Origin of the sequence: Plantactinospora sp. B5E13 (assembly GCF_039871775.1) — a bacterium.
Lineage (GTDB): Bacteria > Actinomycetota > Actinomycetes > Mycobacteriales > Micromonosporaceae > Plantactinospora.
The window spans coordinates 64,098-83,504 of sequence record NZ_JBDPLT010000017.1 but is presented as its reverse complement, the minus strand read 5'-3'; the positions used below and the strand labels follow the sequence as shown (position 1 = coordinate 83,504).

General features: G+C 68.1%; 27 protein-coding genes. 11 read left to right on the top strand and 16 right to left on the bottom strand.

Annotated features, from left to right (window positions below):
• The first annotated feature begins 8 nt into the window (after positions 1-8).
• The 3 genes from ABGB05_RS17885 to ABGB05_RS17875 all read left to right on the top strand — a co-directional run bounded on the left by ABGB05_RS17885 (position 9) and on the right by ABGB05_RS17875 (position 2,344).
• Positions 9-350 carry a metalloregulator ArsR/SmtB family transcription factor gene (locus ABGB05_RS17885; protein ID WP_347654597.1) on the top strand — a complete coding sequence of 114 codons (342 nt, stop codon included), beginning with the start codon at positions 9-11 and terminating at the stop codon, positions 348-350.
• Entirely contained in the window at positions 350-838 is a 489-nt protein-coding gene (locus ABGB05_RS17880) for an N-acetyltransferase family protein (protein WP_347654545.1), read from the top strand. Before ABGB05_RS17885 ends, ABGB05_RS17880 begins: the two co-directional genes overlap by 1 nt.
• A 78-nt stretch (positions 839-916) precedes the next feature.
• Positions 917-2,344, top strand: a complete 1,428-nt coding sequence (locus ABGB05_RS17875) for an FAD-dependent oxidoreductase (RefSeq protein WP_347654544.1) — start codon at positions 917-919, stop codon at positions 2,342-2,344.
• Positions 2,345-2,465: 121 nt separating this feature from the next.
• On the opposite strand, the gene ABGB05_RS17870 is transcribed toward ABGB05_RS17875, so the two are convergent.
• Positions 2,466-3,503, bottom strand: coding sequence for an NAD(P)/FAD-dependent oxidoreductase (locus ABGB05_RS17870; protein ID WP_347654543.1), 1,038 nt, complete (start codon positions 3,501-3,503; stop codon positions 2,466-2,468).
• Positions 3,504-3,566: 63 nt separating this feature from the next.
• On the opposite strand from ABGB05_RS17870, the gene ABGB05_RS17865 reads away from it, so the two are divergent.
• Positions 3,567-3,902: a metalloregulator ArsR/SmtB family transcription factor gene (locus ABGB05_RS17865; protein WP_347654542.1), complete on the top strand. Its 336-nt coding sequence runs from the start codon at positions 3,567-3,569 to the stop codon at positions 3,900-3,902.
• 358 nt (positions 3,903-4,260) lie between these two features.
• Here the strand turns inward: ABGB05_RS17865 and ABGB05_RS17860 are convergent, their stop codons facing one another.
• The 8 genes from ABGB05_RS17860 to ABGB05_RS17825 form a co-directional block, all read right to left on the bottom strand.
• Positions 4,261-4,587 carry a DUF1048 domain-containing protein gene (locus ABGB05_RS17860; protein WP_347654541.1) on the bottom strand — a complete coding sequence of 109 codons (327 nt, stop codon included), beginning with the start codon at positions 4,585-4,587 and terminating at the stop codon, positions 4,261-4,263.
• 1 nt (position 4,588) lies between these two features.
• Positions 4,589-4,945 (bottom strand): DUF1048 domain-containing protein, encoded by a 357-nt coding sequence (locus ABGB05_RS17855; protein ID WP_347654540.1) that lies wholly within the window; start codon positions 4,943-4,945, stop codon positions 4,589-4,591.
• Positions 4,942-5,268, bottom strand: a complete 327-nt coding sequence (locus tag ABGB05_RS17850; RefSeq protein WP_347654539.1) for a PadR family transcriptional regulator — start codon at positions 5,266-5,268, stop codon at positions 4,942-4,944. The genes ABGB05_RS17855 and ABGB05_RS17850 overlap by 4 nt, the downstream gene beginning before the upstream one ends.
• A gap of 299 nt (positions 5,269-5,567) precedes the next feature.
• Positions 5,568-6,923: a serine hydrolase domain-containing protein gene (locus tag ABGB05_RS17845; RefSeq protein ID WP_347654538.1), complete on the bottom strand. Its 1,356-nt coding sequence runs from the start codon at positions 6,921-6,923 to the stop codon at positions 5,568-5,570.
• Positions 6,924-7,231: 308 nt separating this feature from the next.
• Entirely contained in the window at positions 7,232-7,993 is a 762-nt protein-coding gene (locus ABGB05_RS17840; protein ID WP_347654537.1) for an ABC transporter permease, read from the bottom strand.
• Positions 7,994-8,003: 10 nt separating this feature from the next.
• Positions 8,004-8,807 (bottom strand): ATP-binding cassette domain-containing protein, encoded by an 804-nt coding sequence (locus tag ABGB05_RS17835; RefSeq protein ID WP_347654596.1) that lies wholly within the window; start codon positions 8,805-8,807, stop codon positions 8,004-8,006.
• 5 nt (positions 8,808-8,812) lie between these two features.
• A complete protein-coding gene (locus ABGB05_RS17830; RefSeq protein ID WP_347654536.1) occupies positions 8,813-9,184 on the bottom strand; it encodes a DUF1048 domain-containing protein in 372 nt (123 codons plus the stop codon).
• A gap of 2 nt (positions 9,185-9,186) precedes the next feature.
• Positions 9,187-9,516: a PadR family transcriptional regulator gene (locus ABGB05_RS17825; RefSeq protein WP_347654535.1), complete on the bottom strand. Its 330-nt coding sequence runs from the start codon at positions 9,514-9,516 to the stop codon at positions 9,187-9,189.
• Between the two features lie 222 nt (positions 9,517-9,738).
• Between ABGB05_RS17825 and ABGB05_RS17820 the strand changes: the two genes are divergently transcribed.
• The 5 genes from ABGB05_RS17820 (at position 9,739) to ABGB05_RS17800 (ending at position 12,383) form a co-directional block, all read left to right on the top strand.
• On the top strand, positions 9,739-10,281 hold the full coding sequence (locus ABGB05_RS17820) for an EXLDI protein (RefSeq protein ID WP_347654534.1): 543 nt from the start codon (positions 9,739-9,741) through the stop codon (positions 10,279-10,281).
• Between the two features lie 98 nt (positions 10,282-10,379).
• Positions 10,380-10,712: a transposase gene (locus ABGB05_RS17815; RefSeq protein ID WP_347654533.1), complete on the top strand. Its 333-nt coding sequence runs from the start codon at positions 10,380-10,382 to the stop codon at positions 10,710-10,712.
• 428 nt (positions 10,713-11,140) lie between these two features.
• Positions 11,141-11,599: a hypothetical protein gene (locus ABGB05_RS17810; RefSeq protein ID WP_347654532.1), complete on the top strand. Its 459-nt coding sequence runs from the start codon at positions 11,141-11,143 to the stop codon at positions 11,597-11,599.
• 152 nt (positions 11,600-11,751) lie between these two features.
• Positions 11,752-11,976 carry a hypothetical protein gene (locus tag ABGB05_RS17805; protein WP_347654531.1) on the top strand — a complete coding sequence of 75 codons (225 nt, stop codon included), beginning with the start codon at positions 11,752-11,754 and terminating at the stop codon, positions 11,974-11,976.
• Entirely contained in the window at positions 11,967-12,383 is a 417-nt protein-coding gene (locus tag ABGB05_RS17800; protein WP_347654530.1) for a PIN domain nuclease, read from the top strand. The genes ABGB05_RS17805 and ABGB05_RS17800 overlap by 10 nt, the downstream gene beginning before the upstream one ends.
• Here ABGB05_RS17800 and ABGB05_RS17795 read toward each other — a convergent pair.
• Both ABGB05_RS17795 and ABGB05_RS17790 read right to left on the bottom strand, forming a co-directional pair.
• Positions 12,349-12,753 (bottom strand): integrase core domain-containing protein, encoded by a 405-nt coding sequence (locus ABGB05_RS17795; RefSeq protein WP_347654529.1) that lies wholly within the window; start codon positions 12,751-12,753, stop codon positions 12,349-12,351. The genes ABGB05_RS17800 and ABGB05_RS17795 overlap by 35 nt on opposite strands.
• On the bottom strand, positions 12,660-13,523 hold the full coding sequence (locus tag ABGB05_RS17790; protein ID WP_347654528.1) for an integrase catalytic region: 864 nt from the start codon (positions 13,521-13,523) through the stop codon (positions 12,660-12,662). The genes ABGB05_RS17795 and ABGB05_RS17790 overlap by 94 nt, the downstream gene beginning before the upstream one ends.
• 1,229 nt (positions 13,524-14,752) lie before the next feature.
• Between ABGB05_RS17790 and ABGB05_RS17785 the strand changes: the two genes are divergently transcribed.
• On the top strand, positions 14,753-15,193 hold the full coding sequence (locus tag ABGB05_RS17785) for a carboxymuconolactone decarboxylase family protein (RefSeq protein ID WP_347654527.1): 441 nt from the start codon (positions 14,753-14,755) through the stop codon (positions 15,191-15,193).
• Between the two features lie 5 nt (positions 15,194-15,198).
• On the opposite strand, the gene ABGB05_RS17780 is transcribed toward ABGB05_RS17785, so the two are convergent.
• From ABGB05_RS17780 to ABGB05_RS17770, 3 genes are read right to left on the bottom strand one after another with little or no spacing between them, the layout of a single operon-like run.
• Positions 15,199-15,471, bottom strand: a complete 273-nt coding sequence (locus ABGB05_RS17780) for a transposase (RefSeq protein ID WP_347654526.1) — start codon at positions 15,469-15,471, stop codon at positions 15,199-15,201.
• Between the two features lie 15 nt (positions 15,472-15,486).
• Positions 15,487-15,744, bottom strand: a complete 258-nt coding sequence (locus tag ABGB05_RS17775; RefSeq protein ID WP_347654525.1) for a transposase — start codon at positions 15,742-15,744, stop codon at positions 15,487-15,489.
• A 59-nt stretch (positions 15,745-15,803) separates the two neighbouring features.
• Positions 15,804-16,178, bottom strand: coding sequence for a hypothetical protein (locus tag ABGB05_RS17770; protein WP_347654524.1), 375 nt, complete (start codon positions 16,176-16,178; stop codon positions 15,804-15,806).
• 656 nt (positions 16,179-16,834) lie between these two features.
• Here ABGB05_RS17770 and ABGB05_RS17765 point away from each other — a divergent pair.
• Positions 16,835-17,317 carry an NUDIX hydrolase gene (locus ABGB05_RS17765; protein WP_347654523.1) on the top strand — a complete coding sequence of 161 codons (483 nt, stop codon included), beginning with the start codon at positions 16,835-16,837 and terminating at the stop codon, positions 17,315-17,317.
• Positions 17,318-17,369: 52 nt separating this feature from the next.
• On the opposite strand, the gene ABGB05_RS17760 is transcribed toward ABGB05_RS17765, so the two are convergent.
• On the bottom strand, positions 17,370-18,584 hold the full coding sequence (locus ABGB05_RS17760) for an acyl-CoA dehydrogenase family protein (protein WP_347654522.1): 1,215 nt from the start codon (positions 18,582-18,584) through the stop codon (positions 17,370-17,372).
• The gene (locus ABGB05_RS17755; protein ID WP_347654521.1) at positions 18,581-19,366 is read right to left on the bottom strand and encodes a DapH/DapD/GlmU-related protein; all 786 of its coding nucleotides are present in this window, start codon (positions 19,364-19,366) and stop codon (positions 18,581-18,583) included. Before ABGB05_RS17755 ends, ABGB05_RS17760 begins: the two co-directional genes overlap by 4 nt.
• Positions 19,367-19,407 lie beyond the last annotated feature (41 nt).

The following is a 19,407-nucleotide window of genomic DNA, read 5'->3' as shown; positions in this document are numbered from 1 at the left end:
TGATGGCGATGAGGTGGTTCGTGGTGGCGGAGTTGCTGGACCGGGCGGTCGCGGCGCAGTACGCGTCCTGGTTCCGGGCCCTAGCGGACCCGAGCCGGGTGCAGATCGTGGAGTACCTGGCCCGGGCGGGCCGACCGATGAGCGTCGGAGAGATCGTGACGGCCGTCGGGCTCGCGCAGTCGACCGTGTCCCAGCACCTGAAGATCCTCGCCGACGTCCGGTTCGTCCTCGTCGACCAGGTCGGCACCGCCCGCCACTACCGGATCAACAACGCCTGCATCAGCTGCTTCCCCTCCGCCGCCGACGTCGTGATGGCCAGGCCCGCACCGGCGCCGATCGGCGGCTGCTGATGCGGATCCGCCCGTTGCGGCCCGCCGACGCCGACGTGGTGTTGGCGATCTACCAGGCCGGTCTGGACGGCGGCGATGCCAGCTTCGAGACCACGGCGCCGACCTGGGCGGCCTTCGACACCGGCAAGCTGCCCGACCACCGCATGGTCGCCGTCGACGACGACGGCACCGTGATCGGCTGGGTGGCTGTCTCCCCGGTGTCCAGCCGTGCCGTCTACGCCGGGGTCGTCGAACACTCCGTCTACGTCCATCCCACCGCACAAGGCGCCGGGGTCGGTGCGGCCCTGCTCGACGCGTTGATCGCCTCGACCGAGGCCGCCGGGATCTGGACCATCCAGTCCGGGATCTTCCCGGAGAACGTCGCCAGTCTGACGCTGCACCAGCGGGCCGGCTTCCGGATCATCGGCGTCCGGGAGCGGATCGGCCGGCACCGGAACAGGTGGCGCGACGTCGTGGCGATCGAACGCCGAAGCCCCACCATCACCTGACCCCGCCAGCCCTCGACTTCCGGGCTTTGGCACCGCCCGACCTGCTGTTTCGAGTATCTTCAAGATAGAGGAGATGTCATGAACGACCGTCTGGAAGACCTGCCCGTGGTCGTGATCGGCGCCGGGCCGGTGGGCCTGGCCGCCGCCGCCCACCTCCACCAGCGCGGGCTGCCGTTCACCGTGCTCGAGGCCGGCGACGGACCCGCCGCGGCCGTCACGCAGTGGGGGCACGTGCGGCTGTTCTCGCCGTGGCGGTACAACGTCGACCAGACCGCCGCCGGACTGCTGCGCGACGCCGGCTGGGTCGAACCCGACCCGGACGTCCTGCCGACCGGTGGTCAACTCGTCGCGGACTACCTACGCCCGCTGGCTGACCTGCCCGCGATGAAGCCGAACATCCGGTACGGCACCCGAGTGGTCGCCGTGACCCGGCTCGGCCTGGACCGGCTCCGCACCACCGGACGGGACACCACCCCGTTCCTGATCCGGCTCGCCTCCGGTACGGACCTGCTCGCCCGCGCGGTCATCGACGCCTCCGGGACCTGGCACACCCCCAACGTCCTCGGCGCCGCCGGCGTCCCCGCCCACGGAGAAGCCACCGCCACCGACGTCATCTCGCACGCGCTGCCCGACGTGCTCGACGCCGATCGGGACCGGTTCGCCGGAAAGCGGGTCCTGGTCGTCGGCGCCGGCCACTCCGCCGCGAACACCCTGCTCGCCCTGGCCGAACTTGCCGAGCAGGCACCGGGCACGAAGGTCAGCTGGGCGATCCGGGCCACCAGCCCGGCACGGACCTACGGCGGCGAGGCCGCCGACGCCCTACCCGCCCGCGGTGCCCTCGGCACCCGGCTGCGCGAACACGTCGAAGCCGGCCGCATCAACCTCGTCACCGGATTCTCCGTACACCAGCTCACCCCGGCAGCCGACGGCGCCGTGACGGTGTCCGACGGAACCCGGACCCTCACCATCGACCGGATCGTCTCGGCGACCGGCTTCCGACCCGACCACAGCATCGCCGCCGAACTGCGGCTCGACCTGGACCCGATCATGGGCTCCACCCGGGCCCTCGCCCCACTGATCGACCCCAACCAGCACTCCTGCGGCACCGTCCCGCCCCACGGCGTCGACGAACTCACCCACCCCGAACCCGGCTACCACGCCATCGGGGTCAAGAGCTACGGCCGCGCCCCGACGTTCCTGATGGCCACCGGCTACGAACAGGCCCGCTCCGTGGTCGCCGCCCTCGCCGGCGACTGGACGGCGGCCCGCGACGTCCAACTCGACCTGCCCGAAACGGGCGTCTGCAGCAGCAACCCGATCCTCGACGACACCACCGACAGCGGCGGCGGCTGCTGCGGCACCCCGACCGCCGACACCACCCCGGTCACCAGCGGACGCGGGCTCGCCACCGGAATCTCCGGCGGTCTCCTCGCCGCGCCTCTGACTCTCGTCGATGTCGCCACCTCACCCGGTAACGAATCCGCCGGCGGCTGCTGCGCCAGCTGACCTCATGCCGACGACCACGGAACCGGTGGCCACCCGACCAGAGGGTGACCACCGGTTCCGTGGCTGCGGCCCCCAGACTGCGGCGGCCGGGGCAGCATGACCGACCCTGCGGCGCAGGGCCTCAACGGGCCAGCCGCCGAAGGACGTAGCCAGCGTCCCTGCCCACGCCACGCATCGTCGCAGAGGCGAAACTGCGCTGATGCTCCAGGCCGACGTACCCCAACCCGGGCACCGTGATCGACACACCCCGCTGATGCAGCGGCCGGCCCCGCTCGTCCACCGCCGCCGTGTCCGCCAGGTATGCCAGGTCGGGCCGGAACCCGGTCGCCAGAATCAGCACATCAACCCGCTCCCGCACCCCGTCGGCCCACACCACACCGTCGCCGTCGACACGGGCGAACACCGGCCGGTGATCCGGCTGACCGGCCCGCACCGCCGCCCGGTACCGACCATCGTCGATCACCGGCACCGTGCCCTTCACCAGCCGCGGCCCCCACCGGGAGGAATCCAACCCGGTACGGGTCAACCACCAGTGGAAGTCCCGGCCCAGGATGCGTTGCGGCTGCCACCGCAACGGTCCCCGCGTCGCCAGGCTCACCCGCGCCACCGCCGCGAGTTCCACCCCGATCTGGACCGCCGAGTTCCCACCCCCGACCACCACCACCCGAGCCCCCGAAAACGGCGATGGCTCCCGATACTCCGCCGAGTGCAGCACCCGACCCGCGAACGTCTCCAATCCCGGCAACGGCGGCCGGTACGGACGGCCGAACCCCCCACTGGCCGCCACCACCACCCGGGTCCGCAGCACACCACCGTCCGCCGTGACCACCTCGAACCCGTCCCCGACCCGGGCGACCCGCGCCACCCGCCGACCCCACCGCAGATCAACATCCAGCCGTGCGGCGTACGAGGTCAGGTAGCTGATTACCTCGTCCCGCACCGGATACCGTCCGGGATCGCCTGGAAACGGCTTCGCCGGCAGCGACGAGAACCGGGCCGGGGAGAACAACGTCAAACTGTCGTAGTAGCGCGGCCACGACCCACCCGGCCCGGGCGACGCATCCAACACCACCGGCGACAGGCCACGGGTCACCGCCACCTGGGCGGTTGCCAGACCCGCCTGACCGCCCCCGACCACCAGCACGTCGACAACATCCATGACGTCAAAGTATCGTCATATCGCGAAGATACGAAATGATGTGGTGACGGACACTGGAACGCGATGAACACACCGGCAGCCCTCGACGGGCCGACGCAGGACTTCCTCAAGGCCCTCGCCAGCGAAACCCGCCAACAGATCATGATGCTGTTCGCCGGCGGTCAACAGCTCACCGTCGGCGAAGTCGCCGACCGCTGCGGACTCGGCCAGTCCACCGCGTCCGAACAGCTCGCCCTGCTCCGCCGGGGCGGGCTGCTCAGCTCCACCCGTCACGGCAAACTCGTCCGTTATCGCGCCGACACGCCCAGCATCACCGCCCGACTCACCGACCTACAGAACTACCTCGGACGCTGCTGCCCGGCACCCGACACCGGCGCGAACGAGCCGCCGAACCGGTAACGCACCCGCCACCACGCATCGTCCGACAGCGGCTACGTGTCCACCCGGACCGACCGCCCCGGCTTCACCAGGGCATAGAAGCCCGGGCCTCGGGGCCGCGGCCGTCTCACCCGGGATAGCGATGCGGGTCGAAATCCCGGCCGAGGGTATCGAACGCGTCATCGTGCCCCGGGTGACCGCCGACGTCTCCGGGTGGGCAGGCACCCCCTCCGTCGAGGACGGTGCAGGCCTTGCCTGGGCCGCTCCACCTGCCGCCACCCACCCCCGCACCCCCGGAGCAACAGGGCTGGCCGGGACACGGGAGAAAGGTGCACCCGGTGGTTGAGGGGCGCCCGGCGGGGCCTTGGGTCGCCAGGTGTTACTTCTCGGCCGTGCCGGGTGCGCCGCTGATGGACTCCTGGTAGATGTCGGCGTAGGTGCGGGAGTCTTTCACCAGTCCGTCGCAGAAGGCGGCGACGTCGTTGCCGATGAGATTCAGGACTCCCTTGCCGGCCGCCACGCCTTCCTCGAAGAAGTCGAGGATACCCGCGAGGAGGGATCCGTCCGTCAGCCCGACTGGCCCGACCTTGAAGTAGTACTTCTGTATTTCTCTGTAGACGATCTGGTAGTCCCGTGGGAGTGCCCCGACCCGGGCCATGTGCGCCCGCCACTGCCTCTTGCCCTCGATGATGTCCTGGATACCCACGTCAGCCTCCTAGCTGGCCCAGTTTCCTTGCGACGTTCCGGTTCAGCTGCTCGCGCCACCGGTCGCGGTAGGTTCGGGCTCCTTGCCCGCCGGCCAGCGCCGCGCAGAAGCCTTCGATGTCGTCACCCAGCACCTCGTGAATGCTCTGCCCCTCCGCCGCCGTCTCCTCGAGTAGCCCCAGGGCGCCGTCGGCGATCGGCGTCAGGTTGCGACCCGTGAAGCCGCCGTACGGAAAGAGGTGGATCACGATCTGTCCCCATGCCGCCCGGTAGTCGGCCGGCAATGCCTCGGCCCGGGCCTCGAACGCTTTCCACTCCCGGGTCAGATCGCTGCCTGTGATGGTCTCCCAGAAGCTCATTCCCCGCCCTCCTTGAGTTTGTCGATGCGCGACGAGACGTACTCCCACTTCGCCCAGAAGGTCGTGAGTTCTTCGCGCCCTGCGTCGTTGAGTGCATAGAACTTGCGCGGCGGACCCAGCCCGGACGGTCGTTTCGTGACCTGGACGAGCCCGTTTTTCTCCAGTCGCAGCAGGATGGTGTATACCGTTCCTTCGATGACGTCAACGAAGCCGAGGTCGTTCAGCCGACGCGTGATGGCGTACCCGTAGGTTTCCTCGCTGCGAATGATCTCGAGCACACAGCCTTCGAGCGTGCCCTTCAGCATCTCCGTCAGGTCGTCCAATCCGTTCCTCCTGACCGCACCGGTACTCGGTGACACCGGGTACCGGTATACCGTACCACCGAGTAGCGGCGGTGCCCAGCAAGCAGCGCAGCGGAGGCGGTAGCGCAAGCAGGCTTGCCTGACCAGCAGGGCCTGAGCCAGAGGTGTGCGGTTCCGTGCATGGGTGGTAAGCGGCCACCGTCGGGCCTGGACCGACTGGGTTGGGCTGACCAGGCGTGACGGTGGCCGCCACTTCGGGATTGACGACCATCGACGGGACGGGGCTACCGGCCGTTGCCCGGCGCGGCCGGCCGGAGCATTCAGGTGAGACAGGAGCGGACGGCTTTGATCAGATTCGACGCCCGTGGCTCGCCCTGGCGGAAGGACCAGAGGTTCGTGACGTAGCCGAAGCCGACGCCCGCATCAGGGTCCGCGAAAGCGATCGACCCGCCGGATCCCGGGTGGCCGAACGACCCCGGCCCGAGCATCGGCATCGACGGGCATGCCCGCCAGAACCCCAGTGACATGTAGAAGGAACGGTCAGCCGGGACGTTCAGTTCCGGTGGCAGCCCGTGCATTCGGCTCCTGTCCGTCTGCACGACCGTCATTCTCTCGACCGTTGACGGCTCGAGCAGCCGCACACCGTCGACGTCGCTCACCGTGGCGCCGTACATCCGTGCCACCGACCGCGCGTCGGTGATCATGTTGGCGGCCGGGAACTCCGCCGCGCGCCAGGCCCGCGTGGTGTGATATTCGGTGGTGTTGTCCAGTGCGCCGCCGAGTTCGCCGGCGCGGGCCTGCACCGAGTCCGGGCCCCACACGGCGGTCATCCAAGCGGTGACCGTCTCCGGGTCGAGCCCGGTCGTCTCGATCATTCCAGCGACGAACTCCTCCATGGTGAACGGAGCGGCGTACTCGATCCTGGCCACGCGTGGCTCGTGCTCCTCGGGCAAGCCGATCCACGCGCTCAATCCGAGAGGGGCGGCCACCTCGTCGGCAAAAAACGTGCCGAGGGACTTGCCGGAGATCCGACGCACGATCTCCCCGACCAGGTATCCATAGGTCATGCTGTGGTAGACGTGTTCGGTGCCCGGCCGCCACAGCGGCTTCTGCGCCTCGAGTGCGCGGATGACCGGGTCCCAGGCGCACGCCTGCGCAAACGTCAGCGGTCCGTCGACGAGCGGCAGGCCGGCCTGGTGGGACAGCAACCACCGCACCGGGATCTTGTCCTTGCCGGCAGCGCCGAACTCCGGCCAGTACTGGACGACCGGGGCATCCAGGTCCAGCTCGCCGCGCTGCGCCAAGATGTGGGCACAGATCGCGGTCGCGCCCTTCGTCGTGGATGCGACCTGGACGACGGTGGCGTTGTCCCACCGCCGTCCTGTCTCGCGATCGGCGAAGCCGTTCCACAGGTCGACGACGGGGCGCCCGTCCACGTAGACGCTGCACGCCGCGCCGATCTCGCCGGGGTTCCCCTCGAAGTTCGCGTGGAACGCGTCGGCGACCTTCCCCCAGCCCTCCTCGACATGGTCGCCCGTACCGGTGCCGAAGTGGTTGCCGGAGCCTACGGGGGCACCGGCGCCCTGCACGCCGTTGTTCGCGGTCCGGCGCCGATCGTGTTCCTGCCCGGCGGCCCCGCTTGTCGTGCCTGCCATGACGTAGCCCTTTCTGGTCATCGGGAGTTCCGGAAAGACGCGGTGTAGCGGCCGACAATCACGTCACCGGGCCGGCGCTGTCGGGTGAGGTACGAGATGCGCTCGCCGCCTGATCCACGGCTGGACGGGTCGCTTTTTACGCCGTCGCGTCACTCGGGCTGGCGTCTGGTGACGCCGTTACGGCGAGGGCGGGAAGATGCGGACGTGAGCGGGGGGAGCGGCTTTCTGCCGGCCGTGTGTCTCCGCTGGTGAGGTCTTGCGGTGCAGGTTGCGGTCGTGCGGTGTCGGCAACGAGACCTCGGTGTCCGGCCGGGCAACTCAGGGTGTTGTCAGCTGATTCTGCGGCGGTAGATGATCGTGGCGCAGAGGTAGGTGACGATGAGCATGCCGAGGCACCAGGCGAGAGCGATCCAGATGTCGGTGCCGACGGGTTGCTCGGTGAACAGGTTGCGGATCGCGTTGACAATGGCTGTCACGGGCTGGTGTTCGGCGAAGGCGCGTACCGGGCCGGGCATGGTGTCGGTGGGTACGAATGCCGAGCTGATGAACGGCAGGAAGATGAGTGGATAGGAAAATCCGCTCGCACCGTCGACGGATTTGGCGGTGAGGCCGGGGATGACGGCGAGCCAGGTCAGCGCGAGGGTGAACAGGGTCAGGATGCCGGCGACCGCGAGCCAGGCGAGTACTCCGGCTCCGGAGCGGAAGCCCATGAGGAGGGCGACGCCGACGACCACCACGAGCGAGATCAGGTTGGCGACCAGCGAGGTCAGCACGTGTGCCCACAGTACGGACGACCGGGCGATCGGCATGGACTGGAATCGTTCGAAGATGCCGCTCTTCATGTCGAGGAAGAGCCGGAACGCGGTGTAGGCGATGCCGGAGGCGATCGTGATCAGGAGAATGCCGGGCAGCAGGTAGTTCACGTACGAGTCGGCGCCGGTGTTGATCGCGCCGCCGAGCACGTAGACGAAGAGCAGCATCATGGCGATCGGCGTGACCGCGGTGGTGATGATGGTGTCGACGCTGCGGGTGACATGGGTCAGGGATCGGCCCAGCAGGACGGCGGTGTCGCCGAAGAAGTGCCTGGTCATGGTCGTTTCTCTACCTCTCTGCGCCGACGTGGGAGTCGTCGGCGGCGCCGGTGGTGGTGTCCGCGCCGACAATGGCGAAGAAGACGTCTTCGAGGGTCGGCTGCTTCTCGACGTACTCGACCTTGGCGGATGGGAGTAGCTGCTTCAGTTCGGTGAGGGTGCCGTCGACGATGATCCGGCCCTCGTGGAGGATCGCGATCCGGTCGGCGAGTTGTTCGGCCTCGTCCAGGTACTGCGTGGTGAGCAGTACGGTGGTGCCCTGGTCGGCGAGTTTCTTGACGGCCTGCCACACCTCGATCCGGGCCTGGGGGTCGAGCCCGGTTGTCGGCTCGTCGAGGAAGATGACCGGTGGATTCCCGATGAGGCTCATCGCGATGTCGAGCCGGCGCCCCATGCCTCCGGAGTACGTCGACACCTTCCGCGCCCCGGCGTCGGTCAGCGAGAAGCGGGCGAGCAGGTCGTCGGCGACCCGACCCGGGTTCTTCAGGTGCCGCAGGCGGGCGACCAGGACGAGGTTCTCCCGTCCGGTGAGGATCTCGTCGACGGCGGCGAACTGCCCGGTGAGGCTGATGGACTCCCGCACCTTTGCTGCCTGGGTGGCGACGTCGAAACCGTTGACGCTGGCCGTCCCGGTGTCGGCCTTGAGCAGCGTGGAGAGGATCTTCACGGCCGTGGTCTTGCCCGCTCCGTTGGAGCCGAGCAGGGCGAAGATGCTGCCCCGCGCCACGTCGAAGTCCACGCCGCGCAGCACGTGCAACTGCTTGTACGACTTCTTCAGACCCCGAACCTGGATCGCGGGTCCTGCAACCTGCATACTCGTCACCTGTTCTCCTCCGCCCGCTCGATGCTCTCGATCGCCTGCGTCAGCCGCGCCCGTTCCCGGTCGACGTACCCGCCCCTGCGGTAGTTCCGGACCAACTCCTCCACGAACTCCACCGGGTCCTCCCCGACGATCTCGCGAATCGGGGTCCCGTCCGCCGCAGCTCGCTCGAACAGGTCGGCGACATCCTCGAACAGCGAGGCCGCGCCGTCGGCGGTCACCGGCCCGAAATGCATCAGGTACCGTTCGATCGCGTCGACCGCCGTCCGATAGTGCGGGGGAAGCTGTTTCACCCGCGCCCTGTACTCCCGCCACCGGCGCTTGGGGCCGATCACCTTCGCGAGAAAGCCGCCCTTTTCCGCGTCCGACATAACTAGCTGCCTCCTTCTTGGAGCTGCTCCAGTCGTTCCGTGAGGAAGCTCCAGGTCCTCCAGAACTCCTCGAGGTATTCCCGGCCCTGAGCGTTGAGGGTGTACACCTTGCGCGGCGGCCCCTTCTCCGACGGGACCTTCTGCACGTCGACGAGGCGCTTCTGCTCGACCCTGACCAGCAGGGCGTAGATCGTGCCCTCGGCGATGTCGGAGAAGCCCCGCTCCCGCAGCCAGGCCGTGATCTCGTAGCCGTACGCGGGCCGCATGGCCAGGATCGCCAGGACGATGCCCTCCAGCGTGCCCTTGAGCATTTCGGTCATCTGCCTGCCCACGGAGCACCTCCCTTCCAGCTACTTAGTGTCGCTGACTACCGGTAGAAAGTAACACTGACTACCGGTACTTAGCAACAACGAATAGCAGGGAACGGAAGTCGGGCCGACCACCGAGCCGGGGGCACCGCAGCAAGCCAACAGCCACACCCTCACAGCCGTGTACGTATGCATGTACGTAGTCTTACACGTATGCGTAGACTGCTGTCCAGAGGTGAAGAGCACATGCCGAACAAGACGATCTACATCGCCGACGACGACCTGCCGCTATTGGTACGCGCCCAGGAACTGACGGGCAGCAACCTTTCGGCCGCGATCGTCACAGCACTACGCCGACTGGTCGAGGTCGAGGAGGCCAGGCACGCCGGATTCGACGAGATCACCGTGAAGGTGGGCGTCGGGCGCACCGTGGTCAAGCGCTTCCTCGGGACCGCGCTGGGCGAGTGGACCTCGTCGACCGCGGAGGGCGAGGAGACGTACTCGCTGTTCCGAACCAGCAAGGGCCGCTTCGCCGTGCACCACTCCCAGTCGGAGCTGCATACTCCGGTCGGACCCAATGCGGAGCGCGGCAAGAGGTGGGCGACCGGCTGGCGTGGTTGGATCGGTGACTGGTCGCCGGACCAGGCATGGATGCGAACACCGGCCCAGGCCACATTCTCGGTCGCCGACACCGTCGAGGAACTCGAGGCGCTGCTGCCGGCGGAGCTCTACGCGGTCGCGCTACGAACCATCGAGGACGAGCCCGTCGTGGAGGACCTCGACATCTGAGCCGGCTCTGATCAGTGGGCGTTGGCGAATCTGAGCTACCCCCGCTTTCATGGAGCTTCTTGACCATGGTCTGACGGCTGTGGGGGAGGAAGTCGTTCGTGGCAGCACCGAGGAAGTACCCCGACGAGCTACGTCAGCGCGCTGTGCGGTTGTACCGCGAGTCGGACCCGAAGCCGGTGATCCGGCGCCTGGCCGAACAACTCGGCGTTCAGCACGAGGCGTTGCGGAACTGGATCCGCCAGGCCGAGGCCGACGCCGGTGAGCGTATCGACCGGCCGACCAGCGAGATGGTCGAGGAGAACCACCGGCTACGGCAAGAGGTCGCCGAGTTGCGGCGGGCGAACGAGATCCTGAAAGCGACGAACGCGTATTTCGCGGCGGAGCTCGCCCCGACCCGGCGACGTCATGAGGTTCATCCACGAACACCGTGACCAGTTCGCGGTCGCGCTCCTGCTACGGGTCCTCAACATCGGAGCCTCGACCTACTACGCGTGGGTGAAGCAGGTCGAGCAGCCCTGTGACCGGGACGTGGTCGACCTGGGATTGATCTCCAACATCCACGAGATCTGGGAGACCTCCGGGCGCACGTACGGCGCGGACCGGGTCCACCGGCAGCTACGCCGCGACGGCATCTACGTGGGCCGCAAGCGCGTCGAGCGGTTGACGGCCGGCCAGGGTTGGCCGGGGGCGTTCCTGCGTCGTGGCTGGCGCGGCGGCCCCACACGACAGGATCCACGGGCGACGCCGGCGCCGGATCTGGTCAACCGGCAGTTCACCGCTACTGGGCCGAACCGGTTGTGGGTCGCCGACGCCACCCGCGTCCCGTGCGGTGAGGGCGTGTTCTGGCTCGCCGCGGTCCGTGACGCGTTCTCCCGCCGGATCGTCGGGGTGGAAGACCTCCGACCGCTGCGACACCGACCTCATCCTCGTCGCCCTCGGATACGGGATCTGGTCCCGCGACGTCCGCGACGGCCAGTTGATCCACCACAGCGACAGGGCCTCGAACTACACGTCCTTCCGGTGCGCAGAACGCTTACAGGACGACGGGATCCTGCCCTCGATGGGGTCGGTCGGCGGCTCATTCGACAACGCGCTGATGGAGAACTTCTGGTCGACGCTGAAGATCGAACTTGTCTACCGCACGAGCTGGCGGACCCAGGCTGACAACAGGCACATGATGATCATCAACCGATGGGCTCGTCAGCGCGGACGAGAAGAGCGGATCCGCATCATCCGTGCGCGAATCCGCTGCGCATCAACCCCAAAGCCCCAGGTCAACGCGGCCCCACCAGGTCCGACATGTGGGTCACAGACGTGACCCACATGCGACCCACACCAACCCGAAAGTCAGCGGCGATCATGAATATTGCCTGGTGAAACCTGTGCGCCCCCGGGGGGGGGATCCGAACCCCTAACCTTCTTATCCGTAGTGATATCGTGATAGCATTGGCCCGGAATCGGAGGTGCCGCATGCCTAACATCCTCGTCCGCGACCTCAGTCAAGAAGCCATCGACCGCATCGACGCCGCAGCCGCTAACCTCGGACTATCCCGCAACGAGTACCTACGCCGCAAGTTCGAGGAGAACCTCAGCCCCGCCGGCGAGCGGACGGTTACCGCCGAGGACTGGCAACGGTCCGCAGAGGCATTCGCGGATCTTGCCGACCCGGCGGTGATGGAGAACGCGTGGCGGTGACGAGTTGGCTGATCGACAAGTCCGCGTACATCCGGCTTCAACTCGGCGAAGCGGCGAACCGCGACGAGTGGAGCGCGCGCATCAGCCGAGGGCTCGTTCGGCTCTCCACCATCACCCGGCTCGAACTCGGCTACTCGGCACGTTCCGGAGAGGTGGGACGCCGGCAGTTCGCTACGCCGCCACTGTCCTTGATGCCGGTCGAGCACCTGACACCCGCCATTGAGGACCGGGCGCTGGAAGTGCAGATGCTACTTGCCGATCGCGGCCAGCACCGCGCTCCGTCAATCCCTGACCTCTTGATCGCGGCGACTGCCGAGAAGGCGGGACTGACCGTCCTCGCCGTCGACAAGGACTTCGACCTCATCGCCGCGATCACCGGCCAGCCAGTCGAAACCCTGACTGGCTAACAGGGGCAGGCGCGTGACGCCGAACCCCTGTCTCCGATGCAGTGTTCACCTGTGCCGTTCGAGAACTCGGTTCCGGCCATGCGGCCTGCTCATACTCGTTGATCAAGCCATGGACCACCCTCCTGCGCCGTACTCGGACGGCACCCAGATCGGTCACCGGCGCTGGGGCCGTGTCTCGATCAGGTGGACGTTGTCCGCGGCCCTGATGCGGCCGATGTCCGTTGTAGTGCGTGAGGTAGGCGCCGAGCATGGCGAGCAGGTGCCGGGTGGTGTAGATCAGGATCCGGTCCAGGCATTCCCGCCGGAGCGTGCGTACCCAGCGCTCCGCGAACGCGTTCGCCCGGGGCGCCTGCGGTGGCGTCCGGAGCACCTCGACACCCTCGGCGTGGAAGACGGTGTCGAACCCGGCGGTGTACCTGGCGTCTCGGTCCCGGATAAAAAAAACCGGAACCGATCGGCCCGCTCGCCCAGGTCCAGCATGAGGTTGCGGGCCTGCTGCGCCACCCACTCACCGGTCGGGTTGGTCGTGGCTCTGAGCAGATGTACCCGCCGGTTAGCGATCTCCATCAGAAACAGGACGTAGACGCGGGTCAGACCGATGGTATCGACGTGCCGGAAGTCGCAGGACAGGACGCCTTTGGCCTGCGCGGTGAGGAACCCGGTCCAGGTCGGTCCCGCCCGCCGTGGTGCCGGACCTACACCGGCCTTGGTCAGGATCGCCCAGACCGTGCTGGCCGCCAACCGGTAGTCCAGGTTGGCCAACTCGCCCTGAATGCGCCGGCATCCCCAGGCGGGGTTGTCCCGGGCCAGCCGCAGCACCTCCGCCGTGACCGGTGGGCGACCCCGCCGCCGTCTCGGGTAGGTCCACCGCCGCGCGATCAGGCTGCGGTGCCAGCGCAACAACGTGGCCGGGGTGACGAAGAACGCCGACCACCGCGCCCGCGGCAGCAGCCTCGACCGGCCGGCCAGCACCGCCCGGTCGGCCGGTTCCAGATCCGGACGGCGCACCTGCCGACGCAGTATCGCGACCTCGTGCCGCAGCACGAGCACCTCAACCGCGTTGGCGTGCCCGCCGCGGACCAACAGGATGATCAACCGCAGTGTCTGACGAAGAATCAGGTAGCCGCACGACAGGATCATGACCGGCAGCATGACACCATTCGTCGATCTCACGGCGGACAAAGTCGCACGTCAGCGCCCACGGCCGAGTTTCCGAACGGTACAAGGTGGTTCTTCACGGTGCTGTGGTAGTTCAGGAGGGTTGTAGGGCGCAGCCGCCCGTCCAAGCCTGACAGCCAGTACTCCAACCAGCGTCCCACCGTCCACGACTCAGACGCGACCTGCGCGTCGGGGAGCTGAAGGAACTCCCAGGACGCTCGCTCCGCCTCCCAACTGCTGCGGAAGCCACCCCTGCGGATGCGTACTCGTCGATCGTCCAGGCTCGTCACCTGGACGGCGAAGTACCAGCTGCCATGATCCGACTCGACTCGGAGAGGACAACGCGCCCCGAGCTGTTGGTTCGTCTGCTCGCACCGGCACCCGCAGCGCCTGTACACCAGACCGGCCTTGTTCTTGGACATCAGCTCCGCCACCGCGCCGAGACAAGGTAGGCGGCGAGCAACAAGATGAGAGGCTACCGATCGGATGACCTTCAGTACGACAAGTGGCGGACTCGCGCTGACCAAAAGTAGGACCTGCGCGAATCCCCTGCGTTCTGGCCAAAAAGCCAGGTCAACGGCTTGACCCTGGCTTCCGAGGTGGGTCACAAACGCGACCCACACGGGGCCACAAAGATCAACAACACCGAGATGAAGTTGAATATTGCCTGGTCAAGCTTGTGCGCCCGAAGGGATTCGAACCCTAACCTTCTGATCCGTAGCCCACTTTCCCACGCTCGACTCTATCGCAAAATCTGTCCGACGGCAACCACTTCAGTCCGGCCGCATCCCACCGCGTCCGTGCAGGTCCAGGGCCCGGAAGCGTCACGCATGGAGGTTGATCGATAGTTTGGCCCGCCTCGTGAGCGGCCAGAAGTCCGGCCCCGTCCCGGAGCGTCCGTGTCAGTTCCCCGACGTCCGAGCACCCACCGAGCACCCACAGCCCCACCTCAACCTGGGCCGATTGCCGGGGTTGACGTGGCAAAAAGGGCAGCGGCGCCCGTGGTAGCGGGATTCTGATCCGCGCTGGTTCCACCATCTGGGCAAGTGCCGCTGTCGACATGGGTGGCCCGCTGACGGCTGAGTCCGAGGCCAGCTACGTCGGGGCTGATGGGCCCAGGCTCGCTCTTCCTTGATCAGCTTGACTAGGTGCGATCCTCAGTCACGATCGAAATGCCAGATCTCGGCCGCTTCGTCCTTGTACATGGAAGAGTGAGCATCGTGACGATGAAGGATCCGGCATCTGCGGCGACAGACCCGAGGTACGCCGCCGCGCTGGACACGGCTGAGCGTCTGCTGGGCTTCCGCCTGGAGCGCTTTCTTGGCGCCACCCCTGGTGAGCCAGCTAACGGCGCAGACTTCAAACGGATCGCGACGATGCACGCCTTCGGCGACGTCTGGCCGCGCACCGAGCACCTAGATACACGGACGCGGGCACTGGTGTCCGTCACCATCGCGGCGACCCTCGGCGTCCTGGAGCCCCTCCGTGGTCAACTCCGCATCGCGCTCAACGCCGGCGCCACCAAGGAAGAGATCGCCGAAGTCTTTCTTCAGGTCGCGGCCTACGCCGGCGTAGCACGCGCGTTCGACGGCTACCAGGTCGCGGCCCAGGTCTTCGCAGAGAACCCGGAACGCTCAGACCCTGGTAAGTAAGGGGATCAGGGGTTTTGGTGGCGGGCGAGGCGGCTGGTCATGATGATCATGGCCCATTGGACCATCGCCTCGTGGTGCTCGGGTAGCCGTTCGTAGTCGCGGACGGTGCGTCGGCACCGGTTGATCCAGGAGAAGGTGCGTTCGACGCACCAGCGGCGGTGCAGGACGACGAAGGTGGTCTGCCCCGCGAGCTTCGCGACGATCCGCACGGCCAGGACGAGGTGGGCGGCGGCCCAGTCGACGACTCTGCCGGCGTAGGCGCTGTCGGCCCAGACCAAGCGGATGCCGAGGAATCAGGCGTGTAGCGCCCAGAGCAGGGGTCGGGCGGCGTCGCGGTCCTGCACGCGGACCTGTTCGCGCAGGCTGTTGTGCATGCGGTTGAGCGTCCCGTCCCCGTTCCAGGTCTTGAAGTAGTGGTAGACGAGCTTGTGGTGGGGAAAGTCGGCAGGCAGCGCGTTCCATTGGCAGCCGGTGCGATCGAGGTAGCGGATCGCGCCCACCACGTCCCGACGTGGATGGGTGATCGGGCGTCCGCGCCCGGCCCCGGCCATAGAACAGGTCTACAACCACGATGCTGAATCGGAGGAAGGGCACTTTCGGAACGGGGATTTCAAGCCACCGGCGTGTTCGTCCACTGGGCGAGCAACTTCAGTGCCTCGTGGGATGAGCTGTCTGGTTCGGCGGTGAACACCACGAGGTGCTGGTCGGACTTGCCGCTGACGTCGAATTGCTGCGAATCGAGGGTGAGCGGACCGACCAGTGGATGCTGGTAGCTCGCGGCGGTGTACGCGGCCACCGCGATCTCCGGTTGGCTGCGCGGGCGCGCAACCACTCCGCTCAAGCGCAGCAGTCTCAGCTCCCGCGTGGACCCGTCGTCAGACCGGTAACGACGGCCCCACGTCCATAGCTCGCGTATCCCCTGATCGGCGTACTGAACCACCCACCAGAAGGGCACCGGCTCCAGCGGTGGCGAGCTCTCAGCCATCGTCAGATACCCCCTCAACGGCCGCACGGACGAATGCCTCGACTCCAGCCGACAGCATCTGTTCGCAGGTCACCGCGGCCACCGCGTCATCGACCGGCCTGTCCCGGAACTCCACCGCGTCCAAAGCGTCCATCACGCAGCGGACCGGCACCGGCGGCTTGTCGAGGCGCGGCCAACCAAGCGGCTCGAGCGCAGGGCGGGACTTGACCGCTAAATAAGTAGGACAGCTGTGGTTGCGCTTCGCCAAGACGCTCGGTGCGACCCGGATGGGCGACACGCTGCCCGCCAACCCCGCCGACGCCATCCACCGGCCCGGGTTTCCGGTCTCGTCCGACTCTCGAGGAGTCGGCACCGCAGCGAGGACCTCGGGCGCACTGGGCGAGGCCGGCGCTTTGTCTGGCATTCCTCCCCCGGCCACGGCTTCATCGATGGAAGCCGTCCACCGGTCCGCCTCACAGTTGGAGAATATGCGGTCGCAGACGGTAGCAGATTGTCGCCGCGCCAACCAGTCAGAGCAGATGCGCCGGGAGGGATGCCGTGTCTGCGTGAGGTGTTCCAATTCAATGGATGCGGAACGGGTTGTCTGTGGGCGACGCTGGCCTCGTAAGAGTGCCGAAGGTGCGTGGTGAGGTCGCCGGCACGGGTAGCCTGCGGTGGTGAGCACTCCATCCGGCGACTACACGGCGACGCTTCCACGAAAACGCATGGGCGCCGCGGTTCTGTTCACCGACGCTGCCAGGCGGGCTCTGCTGGTCGAGCCCGCCTACAAGGACTACTGGGAGATCGTCGGCGGGTGCGTCGACGCCGACGAGTCACCCCGGCAGGCGGCGGTCCGTGAGGTCAAGGAGGAGTTGGGCAAGTCGATCGTCCCCGGCCGGCTGTTGGTGACCGACTGGGTGCCGCCGCGGCCGGGACGCACCGAGGGTGTCATGTTCGTCTACGACGGTGGCACCCTCGACGAGCTGGGCACAGCTGACATCCATCTGCCGCCGGACGAGCTGCGCAGCTGGGCCTGGTGCGACCAGGCGCAGATCCGGGAGCGGATGTCGGAGCTGCTGGCCCGCCGGGTGATCGCCGCGCTGCGCGCCAAGGCCGAGGGCATGATGTTCGACTTGGAGAACGGCTTTCACCCGCACTGACATGCGCCGGCGGCGCGCACCTTCGTCAGGAGGGTGCGCGCCGTCTTGCTGTTCAGGCTGCCTTGTCGTAGCGGTTGGCGGCTGCGGTGCCGGGTCGGATCGGTACCACCTCGGCGACCGGTTCGGTCAGGAGGGTGATGCCGCCGGAGCGGTAGAGGCTGTCGTGGATGCCGTCGGCGTACAGCAGCCCGGTCAGGTCGGCGCGGGCCTTGGCGATCGGGTGGGCCCGCTGGAACCCGGCCGCCCCGATCAGCGGTGCCAGGTCGGCGACCGCGCGGACGGCGGTGTCGACGCCGGCGGCCTTGCCGACCCTGGCGGCGAAGTCGGCGTGCGGATGCGAGTCGGTGGCCAGGCGGCTGGTCGTGAGCGCCGCCAGCAGCGCGGCGGTGATTTCGGCGTGGGTGCGGCCGAGGACCACCAGGGCGTTGTCGCGTACCCGGGGCAGCACGCCGACCCTGGTCTTGGCGGCCAGGGCGCAGGTGACCAGGGTGTGTGCCCCGGCAGCGGTGCCCAGCGCCGTCGCGGTCACCAGGGGCCGGAACCGGGCGAAGTGGCGTCGGAACACCCCGAGGCCGTCCCCGGTCCGGCCGACCAGGTCGGTCGCCGGGTCGACGGGCACCTCGTGCAGGCGTAGCACGCCCCAGGACCAGCCGCCCAGCCCGAACGGCTCGATCACCTCCCGCTCCAGCCGTTGGGAGCCGGCGTCGACGACCGTGGCGCTGATCCGGCCGTCGGGGTCGCGGAAGAACACCACGAACCCGGCCGACTCCATCAGCCGCGACACCCAGCACTTCTCGCCGGTGAGCCGCCAGGTCCCGTCACGGCGAACGGTGGCTCTGGTGGTGATCTCCTGGATGCGGGAGCCGCCGTGCCGTTCGGTCGCGGCGATCCCGACCAGTTCTCCGGCGGCCAGCCGAGCGGCCCAGTGCATGGCGGCCTGCGGGGTGCCCTCGGCCAGGATCATCGCGCCGTGTCCGTCTCCGGTGGCGTCGCGCAGGTCCAGGTCGTGGAACCCGGCGGTGAACTGCGCGAGGGCCTGCCAGATCAGCCCGGCCCGCCCGGCCGGAGCGCGGTGGCCACGACCGGCGAGCTCGCGACGCAGATTGAGTAGCCACCGCGACCAGGCGGGTGTGTCCTGCGGCGCCGGTCCGTTCGCGCACAGGCTGCCGAAGTCGCTGGCAAGACGGTGCAGCTCCTGCCAGCCGGTGTCGTCGATCTCGGGCACGCTGGTGCGCAGCGGGTCGAGCCAGGTCATTGCGCTGGTCACAGGGTCACCTCCCCGTGCTGGGTGGCGGGCACGCCGTAGACGATGGCGCGGGACCGCACGTCCTTGGTGACGACCGATCCGGCGCCGACCAGGGCGTGCTCACCGACGTTGACACCGGCGAGGATGACCGCGCCGGAGCCGACCTTACAGCCGTAGGCGAAGCTCGGCGGCAGCAGTGGCTGCTCGTTGTCGGGGTCGCGCCAGATCAGCTCCTTGTCGTTGATGGTCCGCACCCCCGCGCCGATGAAGGCCCGGTCCTTGACGACGGTGTCGGCGGTCAGGTGCGAGCCGGGCGAGCAGCGCACGCCGTCGCCGATGGCACAGCCGCGCTCGACGGTCAGGTTCGCCGCGAGCTGGCTGGCCGAGCCGACCTTGACGTTGGTGCGCAGCAGGGTGTTGTGGCCGATGGTGGTGTCGTCGCCGACGCTAGCTCCGGCGTAGACGGTCGCGCCGGCGCGCAGCACCACCCCGGACCCGATCGTGGTGGGCGCGCCCGCGCCCTGGTAGACACGGCGCACGGCGTAGCCGTACTCCGGCTCACCCACCGTCGCCCGGTGCCCGATGCGGGTATCGCGGCCGATGCTGGTGCCGCCGTGCACGACCGTGAACGCGCCGACGGCGACCCGGTCGCCGAGCGCGATCGGGCGGATCGTGCCGAGCATGTCGGCGGGCAGGAACACTGCCGACGGGTGGATCTGGCAGCCGTCGCCGAGCTCCAGCAGCCCGGCCCGGATCAGGTCGGTGACCGTGATCGGCACGTCCGGTGTGCTCAGGTGCATCATCGCGGGTTCTCCTTGTCTTGCCCTGGTGGATGCATCCAGCA

Coding starts and splice junctions, on each gene's coding strand:
- ABGB05_RS17845 (WP_347654538.1), bottom strand. CDS start 6,923: ATGACCAGAAAGGGCTACGTCATGGCAGGCACGACAAGCGGGGCCGCC.
- ABGB05_RS17770 (WP_347654524.1), bottom strand. CDS start 16,178: ATGGCTGAGAGCTCGCCACCGCTGGAGCCGGTGCCCTTCTGGTGGGTG.
- ABGB05_RS17755 (WP_347654521.1), bottom strand. CDS start 19,366: ATGATGCACCTGAGCACACCGGACGTGCCGATCACGGTCACCGACCTG.
- ABGB05_RS17830 (WP_347654536.1), bottom strand. CDS start 9,184: ATGTCGGACGCGGAAAAGGGCGGCTTTCTCGCGAAGGTGATCGGCCCC.
- ABGB05_RS17820 (WP_347654534.1), top strand. CDS start 9,739: ATGCCGAACAAGACGATCTACATCGCCGACGACGACCTGCCGCTATTG.
- ABGB05_RS17880 (WP_347654545.1), top strand. CDS start 350: ATGCGGATCCGCCCGTTGCGGCCCGCCGACGCCGACGTGGTGTTGGCG.
- ABGB05_RS17865 (WP_347654542.1), top strand. CDS start 3,567: ATGAACACACCGGCAGCCCTCGACGGGCCGACGCAGGACTTCCTCAAG.
- ABGB05_RS17855 (WP_347654540.1), bottom strand. CDS start 4,945: ATGAGCTTCTGGGAGACCATCACAGGCAGCGATCTGACCCGGGAGTGG.
- ABGB05_RS17805 (WP_347654531.1), top strand. CDS start 11,752: ATGCCTAACATCCTCGTCCGCGACCTCAGTCAAGAAGCCATCGACCGC.
- ABGB05_RS17840 (WP_347654537.1), bottom strand. CDS start 7,993: ATGACCAGGCACTTCTTCGGCGACACCGCCGTCCTGCTGGGCCGATCC.
- ABGB05_RS17835 (WP_347654596.1), bottom strand. CDS start 8,807: ATGCAGGTTGCAGGACCCGCGATCCAGGTTCGGGGTCTGAAGAAGTCG.
- ABGB05_RS17790 (WP_347654528.1), bottom strand. CDS start 13,523: ATGATCCTGTCGTGCGGCTACCTGATTCTTCGTCAGACACTGCGGTTG.
- ABGB05_RS17885 (WP_347654597.1), top strand. CDS start 9: ATGAGGTGGTTCGTGGTGGCGGAGTTGCTGGACCGGGCGGTCGCGGCG.
- ABGB05_RS17875 (WP_347654544.1), top strand. CDS start 917: ATGAACGACCGTCTGGAAGACCTGCCCGTGGTCGTGATCGGCGCCGGG.
- ABGB05_RS17870 (WP_347654543.1), bottom strand. CDS start 3,503: ATGGATGTTGTCGACGTGCTGGTGGTCGGGGGCGGTCAGGCGGGTCTG.
- ABGB05_RS17775 (WP_347654525.1), bottom strand. CDS start 15,744: ATGGCCGGGGCCGGGCGCGGACGCCCGATCACCCATCCACGTCGGGAC.